We start from the raw sequence: 19,274 nt of genomic DNA on the forward strand, positions 1-19,274 counted from the left end.
AGCGGTGCACGCTCCGGGCCCCTCGTCGTACGTCGTCGCGCACATTCCGTGCGCGGGCGGCTACCGTCAGGCAGCCGCGCCGCCGCGGCCGCCCATGAGGCGCGGCAGCACCCGGAAGCCGACGCCGCCGGCGATCATCGTCGCGGCACCGACCAGCAGGAACGCGGTCTGACCGGCACCGGTCTCGGCGAGCTGGGCGCCGTTGTCGTTCTGCCCCTGGGCCGAGGCGTCCGAGCCGGTGTCGGTGAGCGCCGAGGAGCCCTGGTCCTGGGCGGAGTTGTCGTTGCTGCCACCTTCGGGGCTCGTGCCGCCGGTGCTCGAACCGCCGGACGTGGAGTGGCCGCCGCCGGTGCTGCCACCGCCGGTCGTGCTGCCACCGGTCGTGTCACCGCCGGTCGTGCTGCCGCCGGTGGTGGTGTCGCCGCCCGTGGTGTCACCACCGGTGGTGGTGCCGCCGGTCGTGTCACCACCCGTGGTGTCACCGCCGGTCGTGTCACCACCCGTGGTGTCGCCACCGGTCGTGTCACCACCGTTGCTGTTGCCACCGGTCGTGTCTCCGCCCGTGGTGTCGCCGCCGGTCGTGTCACCACCGTTGCTGTTGCCGCCGGTCGTGTCTCCGCCCGTGGTGTCACCGCCGGTCGTGTCACCACCGGTCGTGTCACCACCGTTGCTGTTGCCACCGCTCGTGTCGCAGTCCGGGGAGGTCACGATGTCGCACGGGTCACCGTCGCCGTCTCCGGTGGAGAGGTTCACGCCGACGTTGACGGGACCCGCGTTCAGGCCGACGTCGATACCGGCGGCGGAAGCCGCACCGGCGGCGGTCAGCGAAGCACCCGCGGCGATCACGGCACCCGCGGCGATCCGTGCGGCACGGATCCGCGTCTTCTTGGTCATGTGGTTGCTACCCCCAGTAGCTGAATCGTCAGTTGGGCGGCGCCCGGGGCCGTGATCGACGGAGGCAGCTTGCCGTAGTGAAAGTCCCCCGGTTCACATGCGCCCCAGAAATACGCATGCCGCGCTTCACCCTTCCCACTTTTCAAGGAAGCGTCAAGGCCGTTGCGTACGCAATGTCCAGGTGCGTCCCGTTCCCGGGGACTTGGAAGACGTGAGTGTGATGTAAAACCCAGACATACGGCAACTGCCGCCCGATGGGCGGCAGTTGCCTTGTCGACAAACGTACTTCTTCCGCCTACTTCTCCTGCTGCTTGCGCCAGCGAATTCCGGCCTCGAGGAAGCCGTCGATCTCACCGTTGAACACGGCCTCGGGGTTGCCGACCTCGAACTCCGTCCGCAGGTCCTTGACCATCTGGTACGGGTGCAGGACGTACGAACGCATCTGGTTGCCCCAGGAGTTGCCGCCGTCGCCCTTGAGCGCGTCCATCTTGGCCTGCTCCTCCTGGCGGCGCCGCTCGAGCAGCTTGGCCTGGAGGACGTTCATCGCGGTGGCCTTGTTCTGGATCTGCGACCGCTCGTTCTGGCAGGAGACGACGATGCCGGTGGGGATGTGGGTCAGGCGCACCGCGGAGTCGGTGGTGTTCACGCCCTGGCCGCCGGGGCCGGAGGAGCGGTAGACGTCCACGCGCAGCTCGGACTCGTCGATCTCGATGTGGTCGGTCTGCTCGACCACGGGCAGCACCTCGACACCCGCGAAGGAGGTCTGCCGGCGGCCCTGGTTGTCGAAGGGCGAGATGCGCACCAGACGGTGGGTGCCCTGCTCGACGGAGAGCGTGCCGTAGGCGTACGGAACCTGCACGGCGAAGGTGGTCGACTTGATGCCGGCCTCCTCCGCGTACGACGTCTCGTAGACCTCGGTCTTGTAGCCCTTCTGCTCCGCCCAGCGCAGGTACATCCGCTGGAGCTTCTCGGCGAAGTCGGCGGCGTCGACGCCGCCCGCCTCGGCCCGGATGTTGACGACCGCCTCGCGGGAGTCGTACTCACCGCTCAGCAGGGTCCGGACCTCCATCTCGTCCAGCGCCTTGCGGACGGCGGCGAGCTCGGACTCGGCCTCGGCACGGGTGTCCGGGTCGTCCTCCTCCTCGGCCATCTCGAAGAGCACGGCGAGATCGTCGATCCGCCCCCGCAGCGCCTCGGCCTTCCTGACCTCGGCCTGCAGATGGCTCAGCTTGCTGGTGATCTTCTGCGCCTCGTCCGGGTTGTCCCACAGGGACGGCGCGGCCGCCTGCTCCTCGAGCACGGCGATGTCTGCCCTCAGCCTGTCGAGGTCCAGAACGGCCTCGATCGACTCCATGGTCGAGGAGAGGGACTTGAGCTCTTCGGATACGTCGACGACTGCCACGCCCTCCAGCGTAACGGCTCCGTCGGACAAGCAGCGCCGGGCCGCTGCGCCGGGCCCCGTCCGGCACCGGACGGACCGGGAGCACCGGCCCTCGCCCGCGGGATCAGGGCGACGCCGGTGCCGAGCTGTTCCCGTCCCCGGGGGTCGCCCCCGCGTCGTCCCCCGACGTCGCCAGCCATGTGCCCACGCCCGCTGCCGCCGCCAGGAGCAGGGCCGCCACGCCCAGGGTCAGGCGGCGGCGCCGGGTGACGGCGCGGTGGCGGGCCGAGCCGGGTCTCGGCGCCCCGCTCGCCCGGGGTGCGCGGGCCGTGCCGCGGGCACCGCCCGCGAGCTCGTCGGGGGCCGGCACCCGCATCGAGGTGTGGGTGTCCCGGTTGGAGTCGGCCGGTTTCGCGCCCGGCACCAGGGGTACGGCGCCCCGCCGCACCCGCTCGCGGGTGGCCGCGGCGGGCTCCCCGGCCGGCGCCGGCGGCTCCTGCGCCGGATCGGTGTCCGGCTCGTCCACGTCCAGCGGCGGCATCCCCTCGACCAGAGGCAGCAGCTCGCGCAGCCGGCCGGCCAGCTCGGAGGCCCGCAGCCGCGAGGCGGGCGCCTTGGCCAGGCACTGCACGAGGAGCTGCCAGAGCTCGTCCGGGATCCCGGGCAGCGGGACGACGGTCTCGGTGACGTGCCGCCGCAGTACGGCACCGGGATGCCCGCCGCCGAACGGCGTGAAGCCCGCCAGCAGCTCGTACAGGACGGTCGCGAGGGCGTAGATGTCGACGGCCGCGCGCGGGGGCAGGCCCTCCACGATCTCCGGCGCCAGATAGTCGGGCGTACCGATGATCTTCGTCGCGCGGGTGCGCCGCGGGGAGTCGATCAGCTTGGCGACACCGAAGTCGGTCAGCAGCGCCGGGTGCGAGCCGCCCGGGCCCAGCGGGCCCTGCATGTCCAGCAGCACGTTCTCCGGCTTCACGTCCCGGTGCACGACCCCCGCCGCGTGGGCGGCCGCGAGCCCGTCGGCGACGTCGGCGACGATCGCCACCGCCGCCGCGGGCGCGAGCCGCCGCTCGCGGTCGAGGCGGGTGCGCAGATCGGTGCCGCGCACGAGGTCCATGACCAGCGCGAGGTCGTTGCCGTCCACCACGAGGTCGCGGACGGAGACGACGTTCGGGTGGTCCAGGCCGAGCAGCGCCGTGCGCTCCTGGACGAAGCGGCCGACGAGTTCCTGGTCGGACGCGAGATCCTCACGCAGCAGCTTGACGGCGACGGGCCCCTCGGGTCCCTCACCCAGCCACACCGTGCCGGCGCTGCCCCGACCGAGGATCTGGTTCGCGGTGTACCGGCTGCCGATCTTCCGTGCCAAGACTGCTCCTACCGACGCGTGTTAATCGCTAAAACTACGCGTCCGAGGAGCCAACCTTCACCGCCGAGACCGAAATCACCCACCAGGTGTCGACAAATCACCAAGCCTGGCCGTCAGTTGCCGCCGCTGCCCCCGACCAGGTCGCCCAGTTTCCCGATCCAGCCGGTCATCGTGTGGAACATGTCGGTCAGCTGCTGCCAGTAGCTCTTGGTCGTCCCGATCCACTGCTGGAGCGGGCTGAATTCCCAGACCAGCCAGCCCGCGACGAACAGGATGACGATCGTGAACAGGCAGCCCTTGAGGCAGCCGAGCCCGGGGATCTTCATCGGGTTGGCACTGCGCTGCCGCGGCGGTCGCGGCTCGCGCGCGGGCTGCTGCGGCGGCGCGTACCGCTGGGGCTGGGGCTGCTGGTGCTGCGGGGCGTACCGCTGCTGTTGTTGTTGCTGCTGCTGCTGCTGCGGGTAGCCGTAGCCCTGAGGCGGCCGCTGCTGCTGGCGCTGCTGCTGTTGCGGGCGGGCGACCTGCCGCTGGGGGCGGCGGCGCAGCGGGTCCTCGTTCGGGTCGAGGTACTGCTGGACCTGGGTCTGCTCGTTGCGGTCGCGGGCGGCGCGCAGCTGGTTCTGCCAGGGGTGCGGCTGCTCGGGCTGCTGCCCCGGCCGGCCCTGGGGCATCGGCGGCATGACGGCGGTCGGGTCGGCCGCCCCGGTGTTCGGCAGGACGGCGGTGGGATCGGCGGCGCCGGCCGGGCCGCCGGTGTGCGGCAGGAAGGCGGTCGCGGCGTTCGGGTCGTAGGACCCCGCGCCGTGCGGCAGCATCTGGGTGGGGTCTGCCGAGCCGGGGACGGCGGCGGGGGCCGGGTCCGGGGCCAGCAGGGCGGCGACGCCCTCCGCGGCGGCGATCTGCGCGGAGTTCGCGTGCACCCCGACGCCCTCGGAGACCACGCGCAGGCCGCGCGCGAGGTTCTCGGCACTGGGCCGCTCGTCGGGGTTCTTGCTCAGGCAGCGCTCGATGACGGTCCACAGCGGGTCGGGAACCGTGGAGGGGCGGCGCGGCTCGGCGCTCAGGTGCTGGTGCAGGACCTCCAGGGCGGAGCTGCCGGCGAACGGCGGACGACCGGTGACCAGCTCGTACATCAGGATGCCGGCGCCGTAGATGTCGACGGCGGAGGTCTGCGGACGGCCCTCCGCGCTCTCCGGCGCGACGTACGCGGGCGTGCCCACGAACTCCTGCGTGCGGGTCAGGCCCGGGGAGTCGGCCAGCCGGGCGATGCCGAAGTCGGTGAGCATCGGGTGCATCCGGCCGGCGTCCTGCTTGAGCAGGACGTTGGCCGGCTTCAGGTCGCGGTGGACGACGCCGTCGGCGTGGCTGGCCGCGAGCGCGTCGGCGATCTGGGCGGTGAGCAGGGCGGCCGCCACGGGCGTGAAGGGGCCGTTCTCGCGCAGGTAGCGGTGCAGGTCAGGGCCGTCGACGAGGTCCATGACCAGCGCCAGCAGGTCGCCCTCGACCACCAGGTCGCGCACGCGGACGATGTTCGGGTGGGTCAGCCGGAGCAGGACGGAGCGCTCCCGCAGGAACCGCATCACGATGTCGGGATCGCTCGCGAGCTCTTCCTTGAGGACCTTGATCGCGACGGTCTCGCCGGGCTGCCCGGGCACGGCGGCCTCGGCCCCCGCGGTCTCCCGCTGGCGGGCCCGCCAGACGGTGCCCGTGGCGCCGCGACCGAGCGGCTCCTCGAGCAGGTACTTGCTGCCTACCGGCCGCACGTCATGTGCTCCCTGCTGCTTGCTTACCGTTCCGACCCACTGTAGTGCCGCCGGGTACGGCGGCGACCTGTCGTCGTCCCCTGCGTCTTACGTACACATCCCGGGACATGTTCGAAGGAAAGACGCTCGACTCGGTCCGCCGGTTGCCCTGAGTGGACGTGACCGATCTCAAGCGGTCCCGGCCAGGTCACCTGTCAGGCACTTTTGCGGGCAGAGCCGACCAATCAAGATCACCTTTGCCCGAGCGGTGGGCGCGTTGTCAGTGCCAGGTGCGAGGATGCCTGGAGTACTGGCCGATGTGCTCGTGTGGGGTGGGATCTTGCTGGGACCTCGCCCGCGCCCGCGCAGAAGGGACCGCTGACGGCGATGCAGATCCGGCTGACCGTCGTAGACCCGCTGGGCCCGCCCGACCGGGCGCGGGGCCGCACCGCGAGCTGCGACGTGCTGGTCACGGCGCCCGCCGGCACGGCCCTGTCCGCGGTGGCCTCGGGACTGGCCTCGGCGGTCGCGGGTGACACGGGCGCCGCCCCGCCCGAGCGGACCCGCGACTCCGGCGGCCCGGTGGTGCTGTACGCGGGCGCGGAGCGCCTGGACGACCGGCGCTGCACCCTGGGCGAGCCGCCGCTGATCGACGGCGCCGTGCTCTGCCTGGGCGCACCGGCCGAGCCCGAGCCGCACCCCGAGCTGGACGACGCCCCGACCCAGCTGCACGTCATCGCGGGCCCGGACGCGGGCGGCGTCCACCTCCTGCACGGCGGCGAGATCCGCATCGGCCGCTCCGCCGACGCCGACGTCCCGCTCGACGACCCGGACGTCTCTCGGCTGCACTGCGCCGTCACGGTCGCGGCCGACGGCCAGGTCTCGGTCGCCGACCTCGACTCCACGAACGGCTCGACCCTGGACGGCACCCGGCTGGGCACCCGCCGGGTGCGCTTCGCACCGGGCGCGCTGCTGCGCATCGGGGAGTCGGCGCTGCGGGTCGCCCCGGCCGGGGGCCCCGGCGCGCGCGTCCCGACCGTCCCGGACGGCGAGGGCCAGATGCGTGTGCGGCCCGGCGAGGAGATCCCCGCCGGCACGGCGCCCCGGGGCGGCCCCCCCCCCCCCCCGGGCGGGCCCCCCCCCCCCGCCCCCCGCCCCCCCCCCCCGCCCCCCCCGGGCCGCCCCGCCCCCCCCCCCCCCCCCCCCCCGCGGGGGGGGCGGCCCCCCCCCCCCCCCCCCCCCCCCCCCCCCCCCCGGCCCCCCCCCCCCCCCCCCCCCGGGGGGGCCCCCCCCCCCCCGCGGGCCCCGGGGGCGGGTCACCAGGCGAAGGCCTCGCCGTCCAGGCGCTTGTCGATGCAGTAGGTGCGGAAGGCCTCGGCCTTGGCGACGATCGCGTCGTCGCCGGTGCGCCGCGCGGCCTGCACGTACCAGTCGAACGCGGCGGCGGCGTGCGCGTGCCGGGCGAAGTGCAGCGCGGCGAAGCGGCGGAAGTCCGCCCGCATGCTGCGCCGGGTCAGGGCGGTGCCGCCGATGAGGTGCTCCAGCTCCGCCGCGGTCGGCGCGGGCCGCTGGACCAGGTGGACCGGCTCGGTGGCGGGGACGTCGCCGCGGATCGCGACGGGCTCCTCGGCGCCGGCGAAGTCCAGGCACAGCGAGAGCCGGGTGACCTTTCCGGCGGTCAGCGCGGAGTGCGGCACCGTCGAGTGGATCCGCCACACCTCGCCGCGGCGCAGGTGGTAGACGGTGTCGTTCTCGGACAGCAGGGACTCCTCGCTGGTGCGCAGCGGGATCTGCAGCCGGGTGCCGGCCTCGCCCCATTCGAGGAAGTCCACGTGCGGGGTGATGATCGCGTCGTGGGCGCGGAAGACGCGCACCCACTGCAGCCGCTGCAGCGGGAAGTGCCCGGTCACCAGGGACATGATGCCCGGCAGCCGCTTGCCCAGCTCGGTCAGTGCCAGGCCGCCGTCGTGCGGGCGGAAGGAGGTGTCGGATTCCGCGCCGCTGCCGTTGGCCAGCACATGCGCCGACCACGACCCGAAGGTGAAGGCGTCGTATTTCCCGTCGTACTCGTGACCGTCCAGGACGGCGAATTCGTCCTCCAGGTCGTAGGAGTCGATGGGCAGCACCGCGAGCCGCTGTGACTTGAGCACAAAAATCCCCCTCCAGCGCATGATGGTTGGCGTGATGATCCGCGGAAAAAGAATGCGGGCGTTCCTCGACGTCACCATATTTGTGCCGAGTTGCGAAAGACAATGAGACAACTCCGGGTGCCCGCCGCACGGAGGGAAAGCACGGCCGGGCGCGGCCGGCCGGCCCGGCCGCGGCCCATACTGCGGTGGCCGGCCGGCCCCGGGCTGTCCTGTCGGCGGGACAGCCCGGTGCCCGCCGGTGTGTGCGCGGCGGTCATCCCTTGCCGCGGCTTTCCGGGGCCAACTACGTTGGCGTCGCGATGGCCACGGCCCTTCGACGGCCCGGCAGCCGATCCGGCCGCATTCCGGCACCCGCGCGCACCCGCCGGTGAACGGAGCACTTTCACGCGTTCTTCCCGAGACGGGAACACCGCTGCTTTCACCCGACGGCGGGTCGGCCGCCCACCGGACATGTCCCGCCCGGCGGGACGGCACACACGCAAGGCCAACGGCGTGGGCGGGCATTCCCGCCCGACCAGGGAAGGAAAAGGGGCTGGCGATGGAATCGAAACGACAGGCCGCGCCGCCGAGCGCGCCGGCATCGCTCGTGCGGGAAGTCGCGGCGCTGTGGGGGGAATGCCTCGGCGGCCCCGACGTCGGCCCGGCCGACGACTTCTTCGCGCTCGGCGGCAATTCGCTGGCCGGCATCAAAATCATCGAGCGGGTGGCGCAGACCTACGGCGTCAAGCTGTCCGTGCGCGACTTCTACCTCGCGCAGACCCCGACCCGCGTCGCCGAGCTGATCGAGCAGGGCAGGGCCGCCGCGTGAGGCTGACGCCGGGCCCCCCGCGCGACGTCGACCTCGACCGCGTCGACCTGTTCGACCTGGACCTGTACAGCGCGGGCGACCCGCACCCGATCTGGGACGTGATGCGGGAGCGGGCCCCCCTGCACCACCAGGTCCTGCCCGACGGGCGCCAGTTCTGGTCGGTGACCCGCTACGAGGACGTGCGCCGGGTGCTCGGCGACCACCGGCAGTTCACCTCCGAACGCGGCACCGTCCCCACCCACCTGGGCACCGACGACGCCGCCGCGGGCGTGCTGATGACCTCCACCGACCCGCCCCGGCACACCGAGGTGCGCCGGCCGCTCAACGCCAGGCTCACCGCCCGGGCCGTGCGGTCCTGGGAGGACTCGATCCGCGCCACCGTCCGGCACTTCCTGCAACCCGCCCTGGACGGGGAGGTGTTCGACCTGGCCGAGCAGGCTCTGCTGCTGCCCGCCATGGTCACCGGCCCGCTGCTGGGCATCCCGGCCAGGGACTGGGCCGACCTCGTCCAGCTGACCGCCATGGTCACCGCCCCGTGCGACCCGCACTTCCTGGTCGGCAACGAGGACGCCACCCTGGCCATCTCCCACCACGAACTGCTCACCTACGTCCGCGACTGGGCCACCGCGCGGCGCGCCGGCGGCGGGGGCGTGGACGACAGCCTGCTGCACCACCTGATGAGCGTGCGCCCCGGCGGCGCCCCGCTCAGCGACGAGGAGATCGCCCTCGACGGCTACAGCATCCTGCTGGGCGCCAACGTCACCACCCCGCACACCGTCTCGGGCACCGTGCAGGCCCTGATGGAGCGGCCCGAGCAGTTCGCCAAGGCCCAGGCCGACCCGACCCTGATCCCCGACCTGGTCGAGGAGGGGCTGCGCTGGACCTCGGCCGCCTGCAACTTCATGCGCTACGCCGTCGACGACGTCGACATCGCCGGCGGCACCGTCCCGGCCGGCGGCGCGGTCGTCGCCTGGATCGGGTCGGCCAACCGGGACGCCACCCAGTTCCCCGACCCGCACACCTTCGACCTCACCCGCGCCGGCGCCAAACGGCACGGCGCGTTCGGCTTCGGCCCGCACTTCTGCATCGGGGCGCCGCTGGCCCGGATGACCCTGCGGATCTTCTTCGAGGAACTGCTCGGGCAGTGCGCGTCGATCGAGCCCGCCGGCGAACCGCAGCACCTGCGCTCCTACTTCATCGCCGGCCTGACCCATCTGCCCGTCACCGTCCAGAAACGGCCCACGCCATGACCACCGGCCCCACCACCCTCTCGCCGTGGCTGGTGCGCCCGCCGGCCGCCGCATCCCGCGCCCGGCTGTTCTGCTTCCCCTTCGCCGGCTCCGGCGCGTCCGCCTTCAGCGCCTGGCCGGCCGACCTGGACGGCGTCGAGGTCTGCCCGGTGCAGTTCCCCGGCCGCGAGAACCGGCTGGGCCACCCCCACTACGGCAGCTACGAACACCTCGCCGACGAACTGGCCGAGCACCTGGCGCCGCTGCTGGACCGGCCGTTCGCGTTCTTCGCGCACTGCGCGGGCGCCCTGCCCGCCTACGAGACCGTGCTGCGCCTGGCCGCGCGGAACCTGCCCGCCCCCGCCTGCCTGGTCGTCTCCGGCCAGGCCGCCCCGCACGACGCCGCCCGCGACCGGATGCTCACCCTGACCGAACCCGAACTGCGCGCCGAGATCGAGACGTTCGTACGCGGCCGGGGCATCGAACCCCGCCCCGACATGATCGACCTCGGCCTCCTGGTGCTGCAGCGCGACCACGCCGCGGCCACCGCCTACCGGCGCACCGAACCGGCCCGCGTCGACTGCCCCGTCGACGTCGTGCACTGGCAGGACGACCCCGACGTCACCCTCGCCGACCTGCAGGGCTGGCGCCACTACGCGGACCCGGTCGAGTTCCGGGTGATCGAGGGCGGCCACTACGCCTTCATGGACGCCCCCGACGCGCTGCGCAAGCTGCTGACCCGCCGGCTGTGACCCCCCGGCCCCCGCCGGCCCCGTCGCCCGCCCCGCCCGCACCGGCCGCCCCGGTCGACCGCCCGTCCGCCCCGTCCGCCCCGCCCGCACCCCGGAAGGACCACCCATGCGTGGCACCGCCACCCCCGACGTCGCCGTCATCGGCATGTCGTGCCGCTTTCCCGGTGTGCCCGGCCCGGCCGCGTTCTGGCAGCTGCTGCTCGACGGCGGCACGACCATCGCCACCTTCCCCGGGCGGCGGGCGGCCGACGCGCACTCCCGCTACCGCGCTCACCCGGACGCCGCCACCCTGGGCGCGGGCTCGTTCTTCGAGACCGTCGACGCCTTCGACGCCGCTTTCTTCGACACCCCCGCCGGCGAGGCGGCCGCCATGGACCCCGTGCAGCGGCTGGGACTGGAACTGGCCTGGGAGGCCCTCGAGGACGCCGGCCTGCCCGCGCCCGCGCTCGCCGGCCGGGACATCGACGTCCTGGTCGGCGCCGCCCCCTCCGGCTACGACCTGCTGCGCCTGCGCACCGGCAGCGACACGGACGACCACTACGCCGCCCTCGGTTCCAGCGGCGCCCTCATCGCCAACCGCATCGCGCACCTGCTCGACGTGCGGGGGATGAGCCTGTGCACGGACTCCGGGCAGTCCTCCTCCCTGGTGGCGCTGGCGCTGGCCTGCGACCGCATCCGCGCCGGCGCCACCGACATGGCGCTCGCCGGCGGCGTGCACCTGATCGCCGACCCGGAGGCCGGCGCCGGCCTGGCCAACCTCGGCGCCCTGTCCCCGGACGGCCGCTGCCACCCCTTCGACGCCCGCGCGGGCGGCTTCATCCGCGGCGAGGGCGGCGCGTTCGTCCTGCTCAAACGCCTCGACCAGGCCGTCGCCGACGACGACCACATCTACGCCGTGGTACGCGGCTGGGGCGTGACCGGCGCCGGCCGGTCCTCCCGGATGCCCGACCCCAGCCCCACCGGGCAGGCCGCCGCGGTGCTGACCGCCCTGCGCCGCGCGGACATCGCCTTCGACACCGTCGACTACGTCGAGGCCCACGGCACCGGCACCCGGCGGGGCGATCCGGCCGAAGCGGCCGGCCTGCGCGAGGTGTTCACCCGGGCCGGCCGCGGCCGCCCGCTGACCCTCGGCTCGGTGAAGGCCAACGTCGGCCACCTGGAACCGGCCGCCGGCATCACCGGCTTCGTCAAGGCCGCCCTGTGCGTGGCGCGCGCCCACCTCGTGCCCACCCCCGGCTTCCGCACCCCCAACCCCGCCATCCCCCGCTTCCACGACGACTTCGAGGTCCTCGACACGGCCCGCCCCTGGCCCGCCGCTCCCGGCCGGCCGCGGCGCGCCGGGGTGTCCTCGATCGGCATGGGCGGCACTCACGCCCACGTCGTCCTCGAACAGGCCCCCCCGCCGCGGCCGGCGGCCCAACGGCCCGGCCCGGCAGGGGAGTCGAGCCCGGTGGAGCGGGCCGGGCTGGTGCCGTGGCTGCTCTCGGCCCGCTCCCCGGCCGCCCTGGCCGCGCAGGCGGCACGGCTGCGGGAGACCGTGGCCGGCGACCCGCGGCTGCCGCTGACCGGCGTCGGGCAGGCGCTGGCGGCCACCCGCACCACCTTCGAACACCGCGCGGTGGTCCTGGCCGAGGACCGCGCCCAGGCCCTGGCCGGCCTGGAGACGCTGGCGGCCGGCCACCGCACGGCCCGCGTCCTGCGCGGCGCCGCCGCCCCGGCGCCGGGCCCGGTCGTGTTCGTCTTCCCCGGCCAGGGCTCGCAGTGGCCGGACATGGGCCGCCGCCTGTACGCGCAGTCGCCGGTGTTCGCCCGCGCCGTCGACGACTGCGACCGGGCCCTCGCGCCGTGGCTGGACTGGTCGGTCGCCGACCTGGTGCGCGGCGCGCCGTCGGCGCCCTCGCTGGAGGACGGCGACGGAGTGGTCCAGCCCGCCCTGTTCGCGGTGATGGTGTCCCTGGCCCGGCTGTGGAACTCCCTGGGCGTGGTGCCCGACGCGGTCGTCGGCCACTCGCAGGGCGAGATCGCCGCCGCGTGCGCGGCGGGCGCGCTGTCCCTGCAGGACGCGGCCCGCGTGGTCGCCCTGCGCAGCCGGGCCCTGGCCGCCCTGGCGGGCCGGGGCGGCCTCAGCGCGGTTGCCGCCCCCCTGAGCTGGGTCGAACAGCGCCTCGCCGGCTTCAGCGGCCGGCTGTCGGTGGGCGCGGTCAACGGACCGGCCTCCGTGGTCGTCTCCGGCGACCTGCAGGCGCTGGAGGAGTTCGCCGCCCTGGCCGCCGCCGAACAGGTGCGGGTGCGCCGGGTCCGCATCGACTACGCCTCCCACTCCCACCAGGTCGAGGACATCCGCGCACAGGTGCTCGAGGCCGCCGCGGGCATCACCCCCCGCCGCACGCCGGTCGAGTTCCACTCCACGGTCACCGCCGGCCGGCTCGACCCCCGCGCCCTGGACGCCGCCTACTGGTACCGCAACCTGCGCTCGACGGTCCGCTTCGGCGAGGTCGTCGACCGCCTGATGCGCGAGCGCGGCGGCGTGTTCGTCGAGATCAGCCCGCACCCCGTGCTGCAGGTGGCGATGGAGGAGGCCGCCGACACCCTGGCGAGCCCGCCCCCGGTGATCGCCACCCTCACCCGGCACGACGGCGGCCTGGGCCGGGTCCTGACCTCCCTGGCCGCCCTGCACGTGCACGGCGTGCCCGCCGACTGGCCGGCCCTCTTCCCGCCCGGCCGCCCGGAGCGCGTCCCCCTGCCCACCTACCCCTTCCAGCGCCGCCGCCACTGGCTGACCGCCGCCGATGCCGGCCCGGCCGCAGACACCCCCGACACCCCCGACACGCCGGCCGCGGAACTGGACTCACCGTCCGCGGCCCTCACCCTGGTCTGCGCGCAGACCGCGGCCCTGCTGACCGGCAAGGGCGCCACGCTCGGCGCGGCGGACCTGGTCGCGCGGGCGGCGCAGACCTTCAAATCGCTGGGCTTCGACTCCGCGACGGCGGTCGAGCTGCGCAACCGGCTGGGCGCGGCGACCGGAGTGCGGCTGCCGGCCACCGTCGCCTTCACCTACCCCACCCCCCGGCAGCTCGCCGACCGCCTCTTCGCCCTCCTCACCCCCCAGACACCACCCCCGCCCGCCCCGCCCGCCCCGCCCGCCCCGCCCGCCCCGCCGGAGCCGGCGGCGGTCGCAGCGGCCCCGGACGGCGGCAGCGACGACGACCTCTACGCCCTGATCGAGCGCGGATACGTCTAGCCCGCCCCGCAGCCAACCCGCGCAGTACGCGCACCCGTTGTTCGAACCGACCGTAGAGGGAGGCCCCCGGTGGAGGACGTCGACAAGCTCCGTTCCTACTTGCGCCGCGCCGTCGGCGACGCGCAGGAGCTGCGCGAGCGGGTGCGCGAGCTGGAGGAGGCCGCCCGCGAACCCATCGCCGTCGTGGGCGTCGGCTGCCGCTTCCCGGGCGGCGCCGCCACCCCCGAGGCCCTGTGGTCGCTGGTCGCCGGCGAGGCGGACGCGATGGGCGACTTCCCCACCGACCGCGGCTGGGACCTGACCGGCCTGTACGACCCCGACCCCGAGGCGCACGGCAAGACCTACACCCGCACCGGCGGCTTCCTGCCCGAACTGCCCGACTTCGACGCGCCGTTCTTCGGCATCAGCCCGCGCGAGGCGCTGGCCATGGACCCGCAGCAGCGGCTGATGCTGGAGACCTCCTGGGAGGCCCTGGAGCGGGCCGGCATCGACCCCACCGCCCTGCGCGCCACCCCGACCGGCGTGTTCACCGGCCTCTACGGCGTCGACTACGGCCCCCGGATGGGCGGCGGCGCCGGCGGCGAGACCGAGGGCTTCGCCCTGACCGGCGGCTACCTCAGCGTCGCCTCCGGCCGGGTGGCCTACGTGCTGGGCCTCAACGGCCCGGCCATCTCCACCGACACCGCCTGCTCGGCCTCGCTGGTCGCCGTCCACCAGGCCGTCCGCTCGCTGCGCTCCGGCGAGTGCACGCTGGCCCTGGCCGGCGGCGTGTCCGCGCTGCCCACCCCGGGCATGTTCGTGGAACTGGCCCGCCAGCGCGGCCTTGCCGCGGACGGCCGCTGCAAGGCGTTCGCGGACGCCGCCGACGGCACCGGCTTCTCCGAGGGCGCGGGCGTCCTGGTCCTGGAACGCCTCTCGGACGCGCGCCGCAACCACCGCCGCGTCTGGGCCGTCATCCGCGGCTCCGCCATCAACCAGGACGGCGCCTCCAACGGCCTGACCGCCCCCAACGCGCTGGCCCAGCAGCAGGTCATCACCGCCGCCCTCGCCGACGCCGGCCTCACCCCCGCCGACGTCGACGCGGTCGAGGCGCACGGCACCGGCACCCGCCTCGGCGACCCGATGGAGGCCGAGGCCCTGCTGGCCACCTACGGACAGCACCGCGAGAGCCAACCGCCTTTGTGGCTGGGCTCGCTGAAGTCGAACATCGGCCACACCCAGGCCGCCGCCGGGGTCGGCGGCATCATCAAGATGATCATGGCGATGCGGCACGGCACCCTGCCCCGCACCCTGCACGTCGACCGCCCCTCCCGGCACGTCGACTGGGAGGCAGGGGCCGTCGAACTGCTCACCGAGGCAAGGGAGTGGACCACCACGGAGGGCCGACCGCGGCGCGCCGGGATCTCCGCGTTCGGCATCAGCGGCACCAACGCCCACCTCATCCTCGAACAGGCCCCCACCACCCCCGCGGATACACCCGCCGACCGTCCCGCCGGCACCCCCGCAGACACGCCCGAGCCCGCCGGGCCGGCGCCGGACGGGCCCGGGCGGGTGCTGCCCTGGGTGCTGTCGGCCCGCTCCGCGCCGGCGCTGACGGCGCAGGCCGCACGGCTGCACCGGCTGGTGACCGCCCACCCCGAACTGCCGCCCGCCGACGTGGGCCAGGCCCTGGTGACCCGGCGCTCCCTGTTCGAGCACCGCCAGGTCGTCATCGGCGCCGACCGCGAAGGCCTCCTGGCCCAGCTGGCCGCCGTCGCCGCCGGGCAGGAGACCGGCCCGGCCGGCCCGGTCTCCGGCCTGGCCCGGCCGGTCGGCAAGACCGTGTTCGTCTTCCCCGGCCAGGGCGGCCAGTGGGCCGCCATGGGACGGGAGCTGTGGGAGACCTCCCCCGTCTTCGCCGAGCGGCTGCAAGCCTGCGCCACCGCGCTCGAGCCCTGGGTGCCCTGGTCGCTGATCGACACCGTGTGCGGGGGAGCGGGGGCCGCGGACCTGGAGGACATCGACGTCGTCCAGCCGGTGCTGTGGGCCGTGATGGTCGCGCTGGCCGAGGTGTGGCGCTCGCTGGGGGTGCGCCCCGACGTGGTGATCGGCCACTCCCAGGGCGAGATCGCCGCCGCCCACGTCGCGGGCGCCCTCACCCTGGAGGACGCCGCCAAGATCGTGGCCCTGCGCTCGAGGCTGCTGGCCACCGTCGCCGGGCAGGGCAGCATGGCCGGCCTCCTGCTGCCCGAACAGCGCGTGCGCGACCTGATCGCCGGCCGGGAGGACCAGGTCGGGATCGCCGCCGTCAACGGCGCCACCTCCACCACGATCTCCGGCGCCACCGCGGCCGTCGAGGAACTGGTCGCCGCCTGCCAGGCCGACGGCGCCCGCGCCCGGCTGATCAAGTCCAGCGTGCCGGGCCACTCCCCGCTCATGGACCAGTTCGAGGACCGCCTCACCGGCGAACTGGGCCCCATCACCCCCAAGCCCACCCCGGTGGCGATCTACTCCACCGTCACCGGCGACCTGATCGACCCCCTCGCCCTCGAGGCCGCCTACTGGTTCCAGAACCTGCGCCGGCCGGTGCAGTTCGCCGCCGCCATGCGCCGCCTGATCGAACGCGAACCGCACAGCACGGTCGTCGAACTCGGCCCGCACCCGCTGCTGGTGATGAACATCCAGGAGATGTTCGACGCCACCCCCGGCGCCACCGGCGTCGTGGTGGGCTCGCTGCGCCGCGACGAGGGCGGCCTGGCCCGGCTGTACCGGTCGGCGGCCGAGGCCTTCGTCGCCGGCACCCCGGTGTCCTGGCAGACGGCGTTCGACGGCGCCGACGGCCGCCGGGTGGACCTGCCCACCTACCCCTTCCAGCGCCGCCGCTACTGGCTGAACACCCCCGCCGAGACCACCGGCACCGCCGCCGGCTGCGACCACCCGCTGCTCGACACCGCCCTCGACCTGCCCGCCGCGGGCACCCACCCCGGCCTGGCCGGCAGCGGCCGCCTCTCCCTGGAGCGCCACCCCTGGCTGGCCGGCCACGTCGTGCACGGCGCCGTCCTGGTCCCGGCCGGCGTGCTGGCCGAACTCGCCGTGTGGGCCGCGCACCGCACCGGCCACGACACGGTCGGCGAACTCACCCTGCACACCCCGCTGGTGCTCTCCCGCACCGCCGAACGCGAGCTGCGCGTCACCGCCGACGCCGGACACGGCCTCGGCGTGCACTCCCGCGGCGCCGGCGACACCGCGTGGACCTGCCACGCCACCGCCACCCTCACCACCACCGGCACACCGGCCCGGCAGGACGAGCCGACCGCCTGGCCGCCCGCCGGCGCGAGCCCCGTGCCCGCCGAGGACACCCGCAGCCGCCTGGCCGCCCTCGGCCTCACCCCGGACCCGCTGCTGCGCGGCCTCACCCAGCTGTGGCGCCAGGACGAGACGCTCTACGCCGAAGTGGCCCTGCCCGCCGACGACACCCCCGGCCCCCACGGCTTCCGCCTCCACCCGGCCCTCCTGCACACCGCCCTGCTGCCCGCCCTCACCCGCGCCGAGGGCGCCCTGCCGGCCCGCTTCACCGGCCTGCACCTGAAGGCCGCCCGGCCCACCGCGCTGCGCGTCCGCCTGGCCCCCGCGGGCGGGGACACCGTGGCGGTGACCCTCGCCGACCCCAACGGCACCCCGGTGGGCGGCATCGCCGCGCTGACCGTGCGGCCCGCGGACGCCGCGGAACTGACCGGGCTGAGCTTCGACCACCAGGACGCCCTGTTCGCGGTGGACTGGCAGCCCACGGCGCCCACCCCCGCCCCGCCCACCGCCCCCTACGCCCTCCTCACCACCCGCCCCGACACCCCCGGCACGCCCCGGATGGCCGGGGACCCGGGCGCGACGCCCTTCGCCGACCTCGCCCAACTCGCCGCGTCCGCGGGGGAGATACCCCCGCTCGTCCTCGCCCCCCTCACCCCCGGTGCGGGGGAGGTGCCGGCCGCCGTCGAGGACACCCTGCACCGGGTGCTGCGGCTGATGCAGGACTGGCTCGCCCAGCCGCGGTTCGCCGCCTCCCGCCTGGTGCTCGTGACCCGGGACGCGTGCGCCGACGGCCAGGTGCCTCGCCCCGACCCCGCGGCGGCCGCCGTATGGGGCTTCGTACGGGCCGCGCAGACCGAGAACCCGGGCCGCTTCACGCTCCTGGACACCGACCACCACCCCGCCTCGCAGGCCGTGCTGGCGGCCACGGCCGCCACCGGCGAGGCCCAGCTGAAGATCAGGGCCGGCACGGTGAGCACCCCCGCCCTGGTCCCCGCCCCGGCACCGGCCGCCGCCGGCCCCGGCGCGCTGGGCACCGGTTCGGTCCTCATCACCGGCGGCACCAGCGGCCTGGGCGCGATGCTGGCCCGCCACCTCGTCGCCCGGCACGGCGTGCGCAGCCTCGTCCTGAGCAGCCGCCGCGGCCCCGCCGCCCCGGCCGCGGCCGCGCTGCGCGAGGAACTGACCGCGGCCGGCGCCCACGTCGAGATCGTCGCCTGCGACGTCACCCGCCGCGCGGCCGTCGCCGACCTGCTGGCCGCCGTACCGGCCGCGCACCCGCTGACCGCCGTCGTGCACTGCGCCGGCGCCCTCGACGACGGCGTCGTCGAAGCACTCACCGCCGACCGCGTGGACGCCGTCCTCGCCCCGAAGGTGCGCGGCGCCTGGCACCTGCACGAGCTGACCCGGACGCTGAACCTGTCCGCGTTCGTGCTGTTCTCCTCGGTCGCGAGCGTCCTGGGCACCGCCGGCCAGGCCAACTACGCCGCCGCCAACGCCTTCCTCAACCACCTCGCCGAGACCCGCCGCGCCGACCACCTGCCCGCCCGCGCCCTGTGCTTCGGCTTCTGGGCCGAGCGCAGCGAGATGAGCGCCGCCCTCAGCGACACGGACGTGGCGCGCATGCAGCGCCAGGGCGTGCAGCCGCTGACCTCGCAGGAAGGCCTCGCCCTCTTCGACGCCGCACTGCGCGCTCCCGAGAGCACACCGGTGCTGGTGCCGGTGCGGCTGCACCCGGCGGCCCTGACCGGGCAGCCCGGCGCGATGGTCTCCCCGCTGCTGCGCGCCCTCGCCCCGCCGCCCGCCGAGGACGGCGGGGACGGCGGGGACGGCGGGGAGGCCGGCGGGCAGCCGGCCACCGCCTCCCTGGCCCAGCAGCTGCGCGCACTGCCCGCCCAGGAGGCGCAGGCGCTGCTGCTGGACGCCGTACGGGCGCAGACCGCGCTCGTGCTGGGGCACCCCGACACCGAACGGGTCACCCCCGCCGAGACGTTCAGGAAACTCGGCATCGACTCGCTGACGGCCCTGGAACTGCGCAACAAGCTGGCCGCGGTGACCGGTCTGAAGCTGCCCGCCACGCTCGTCTTCGACCACCCCAGCCCCGCCGCCCTGGCCCAGTTCCTGGCCGCGGCCCTCACCCCCGACCCCGGCACACCGGCCGCCCCCGGGGCCGCCGCGCTGGTCCGGGAGATCGAGGAGCTGGGCGCCCGGCTGCAGGACGCCCTGCCGGCGCTGGCCGCCCAGGAGCGCACCGCCCTCACCACGCTGCTGGGCGACCTGCAGGCCCGTATCCGTTCGACCGCGAGCGCCGCGGAGACCGGCCTCGCCGACCAGATCAGTTCGGCCTCGGCGGGAGAACTCCTCGCGCTGCTGGACCAAGAGCTCGGCTAGGGGAGAGCGATGACACAGGACACCAACGCCGAGGTCCT

The 19,274-nt window shown here is 75.1% G+C and carries 10 protein-coding genes and 1 pseudogene; 6 read left to right on the forward strand and 5 right to left on the reverse strand.

The window, feature by feature from the left end:
• Window positions 1–66: 66 nt before the first annotated feature.
• The 4 genes from ACIRPX_RS04610 to ACIRPX_RS04625 form a co-directional block, all read right to left on the reverse strand.
• Complete coding sequence (locus ACIRPX_RS04610; protein ID WP_404188143.1) at window positions 67–894, reverse strand: hypothetical protein; 828 nt, start codon at window positions 892–894, stop codon at window positions 67–69.
• A 295-nt stretch (window positions 895–1,189) separates the two neighbouring features.
• Complete coding sequence (gene prfB / locus ACIRPX_RS04615; RefSeq protein WP_404188146.1) at window positions 1,190–2,296, reverse strand: peptide chain release factor 2; 1,107 nt, start codon at window positions 2,294–2,296, stop codon at window positions 1,190–1,192.
• Window positions 2,297–2,399: 103 nt separating this feature from the next.
• Window positions 2,400–3,641, reverse strand: coding sequence for a serine/threonine-protein kinase (locus ACIRPX_RS04620; protein WP_404188149.1), 1,242 nt, complete (start codon window positions 3,639–3,641; stop codon window positions 2,400–2,402).
• 113 nt (window positions 3,642–3,754) lie between these two features.
• Window positions 3,755–5,404, reverse strand: a complete 1,650-nt coding sequence (locus ACIRPX_RS04625) for a serine/threonine-protein kinase (protein WP_404188152.1) — start codon at window positions 5,402–5,404, stop codon at window positions 3,755–3,757.
• Between the two features lie 366 nt (window positions 5,405–5,770).
• Between ACIRPX_RS04625 and ACIRPX_RS04630 the strand changes: the two genes are divergently transcribed.
• Window positions 5,771–6,745: an FHA domain-containing protein gene (locus ACIRPX_RS04630; RefSeq protein ID WP_404188155.1), complete on the forward strand. Its 975-nt coding sequence runs from the start codon at window positions 5,771–5,773 to the stop codon at window positions 6,743–6,745.
• Here ACIRPX_RS04630 and ACIRPX_RS04635 read toward each other — a convergent pair.
• Window positions 6,700–7,533, reverse strand: coding sequence for a putative nonproteinogenic amino acid hydroxylase (locus tag ACIRPX_RS04635; protein WP_404188158.1), 834 nt, complete (start codon window positions 7,531–7,533; stop codon window positions 6,700–6,702). The two genes, ACIRPX_RS04630 and ACIRPX_RS04635, sit on opposite strands and share 46 nt — an antisense overlap.
• 538 nt (window positions 7,534–8,071) lie before the next feature.
• Here ACIRPX_RS04635 and ACIRPX_RS04640 point away from each other — a divergent pair.
• From ACIRPX_RS04640 to ACIRPX_RS04660, 5 genes and pseudogenes are all read left to right on the forward strand, one after another.
• Complete coding sequence (locus ACIRPX_RS04640; protein ID WP_404188161.1) at window positions 8,072–8,341, forward strand: phosphopantetheine-binding protein; 270 nt, start codon at window positions 8,072–8,074, stop codon at window positions 8,339–8,341.
• A complete protein-coding gene (locus tag ACIRPX_RS04645; RefSeq protein ID WP_404188164.1) occupies window positions 8,338–9,591 on the forward strand; it encodes a cytochrome P450 in 1,254 nt (417 codons plus the stop codon). Before ACIRPX_RS04640 ends, ACIRPX_RS04645 begins: the two co-directional genes overlap by 4 nt.
• Entirely contained in the window at window positions 9,588–10,322 is a 735-nt protein-coding gene (locus ACIRPX_RS04650) for a thioesterase II family protein (protein ID WP_404188167.1), read from the forward strand. Before ACIRPX_RS04645 ends, ACIRPX_RS04650 begins: the two co-directional genes overlap by 4 nt.
• A gap of 106 nt (window positions 10,323–10,428) precedes the next feature.
• Window positions 10,429–13,563 carry a type I polyketide synthase gene (locus tag ACIRPX_RS04655; RefSeq protein WP_404188170.1) on the forward strand — a complete coding sequence of 1,045 codons (3,135 nt, stop codon included), beginning with the start codon at window positions 10,429–10,431 and terminating at the stop codon, window positions 13,561–13,563.
• Between the two features lie 114 nt (window positions 13,564–13,677).
• Window positions 13,678–19,236, forward strand: a pseudogene (locus tag ACIRPX_RS04660) (SDR family NAD(P)-dependent oxidoreductase); the annotation flags it as partial.
• Between the last annotated feature and the right edge of the window lie 38 nt (window positions 19,237–19,274).

The organism is Streptomyces sp. NPDC101225, assembly GCF_044767585.1.
Classification (GTDB): domain Bacteria; phylum Actinomycetota; class Actinomycetes; order Streptomycetales; family Streptomycetaceae; genus Streptomyces.

Coding starts and splice junctions, on each gene's coding strand:
- ACIRPX_RS04610 (WP_404188143.1), bottom strand. CDS start 894: ATGACCAAGAAGACGCGGATCCGTGCCGCACGGATCGCCGCGGGTGCC.
- ACIRPX_RS04630 (WP_404188155.1), top strand. CDS start 5,771: ATGCAGATCCGGCTGACCGTCGTAGACCCGCTGGGCCCGCCCGACCGG.
- ACIRPX_RS04640 (WP_404188161.1), top strand. CDS start 8,072: ATGGAATCGAAACGACAGGCCGCGCCGCCGAGCGCGCCGGCATCGCTC.
- ACIRPX_RS04650 (WP_404188167.1), top strand. CDS start 9,588: ATGACCACCGGCCCCACCACCCTCTCGCCGTGGCTGGTGCGCCCGCCG.
- ACIRPX_RS04655 (WP_404188170.1), top strand. CDS start 10,429: ATGCGTGGCACCGCCACCCCCGACGTCGCCGTCATCGGCATGTCGTGC.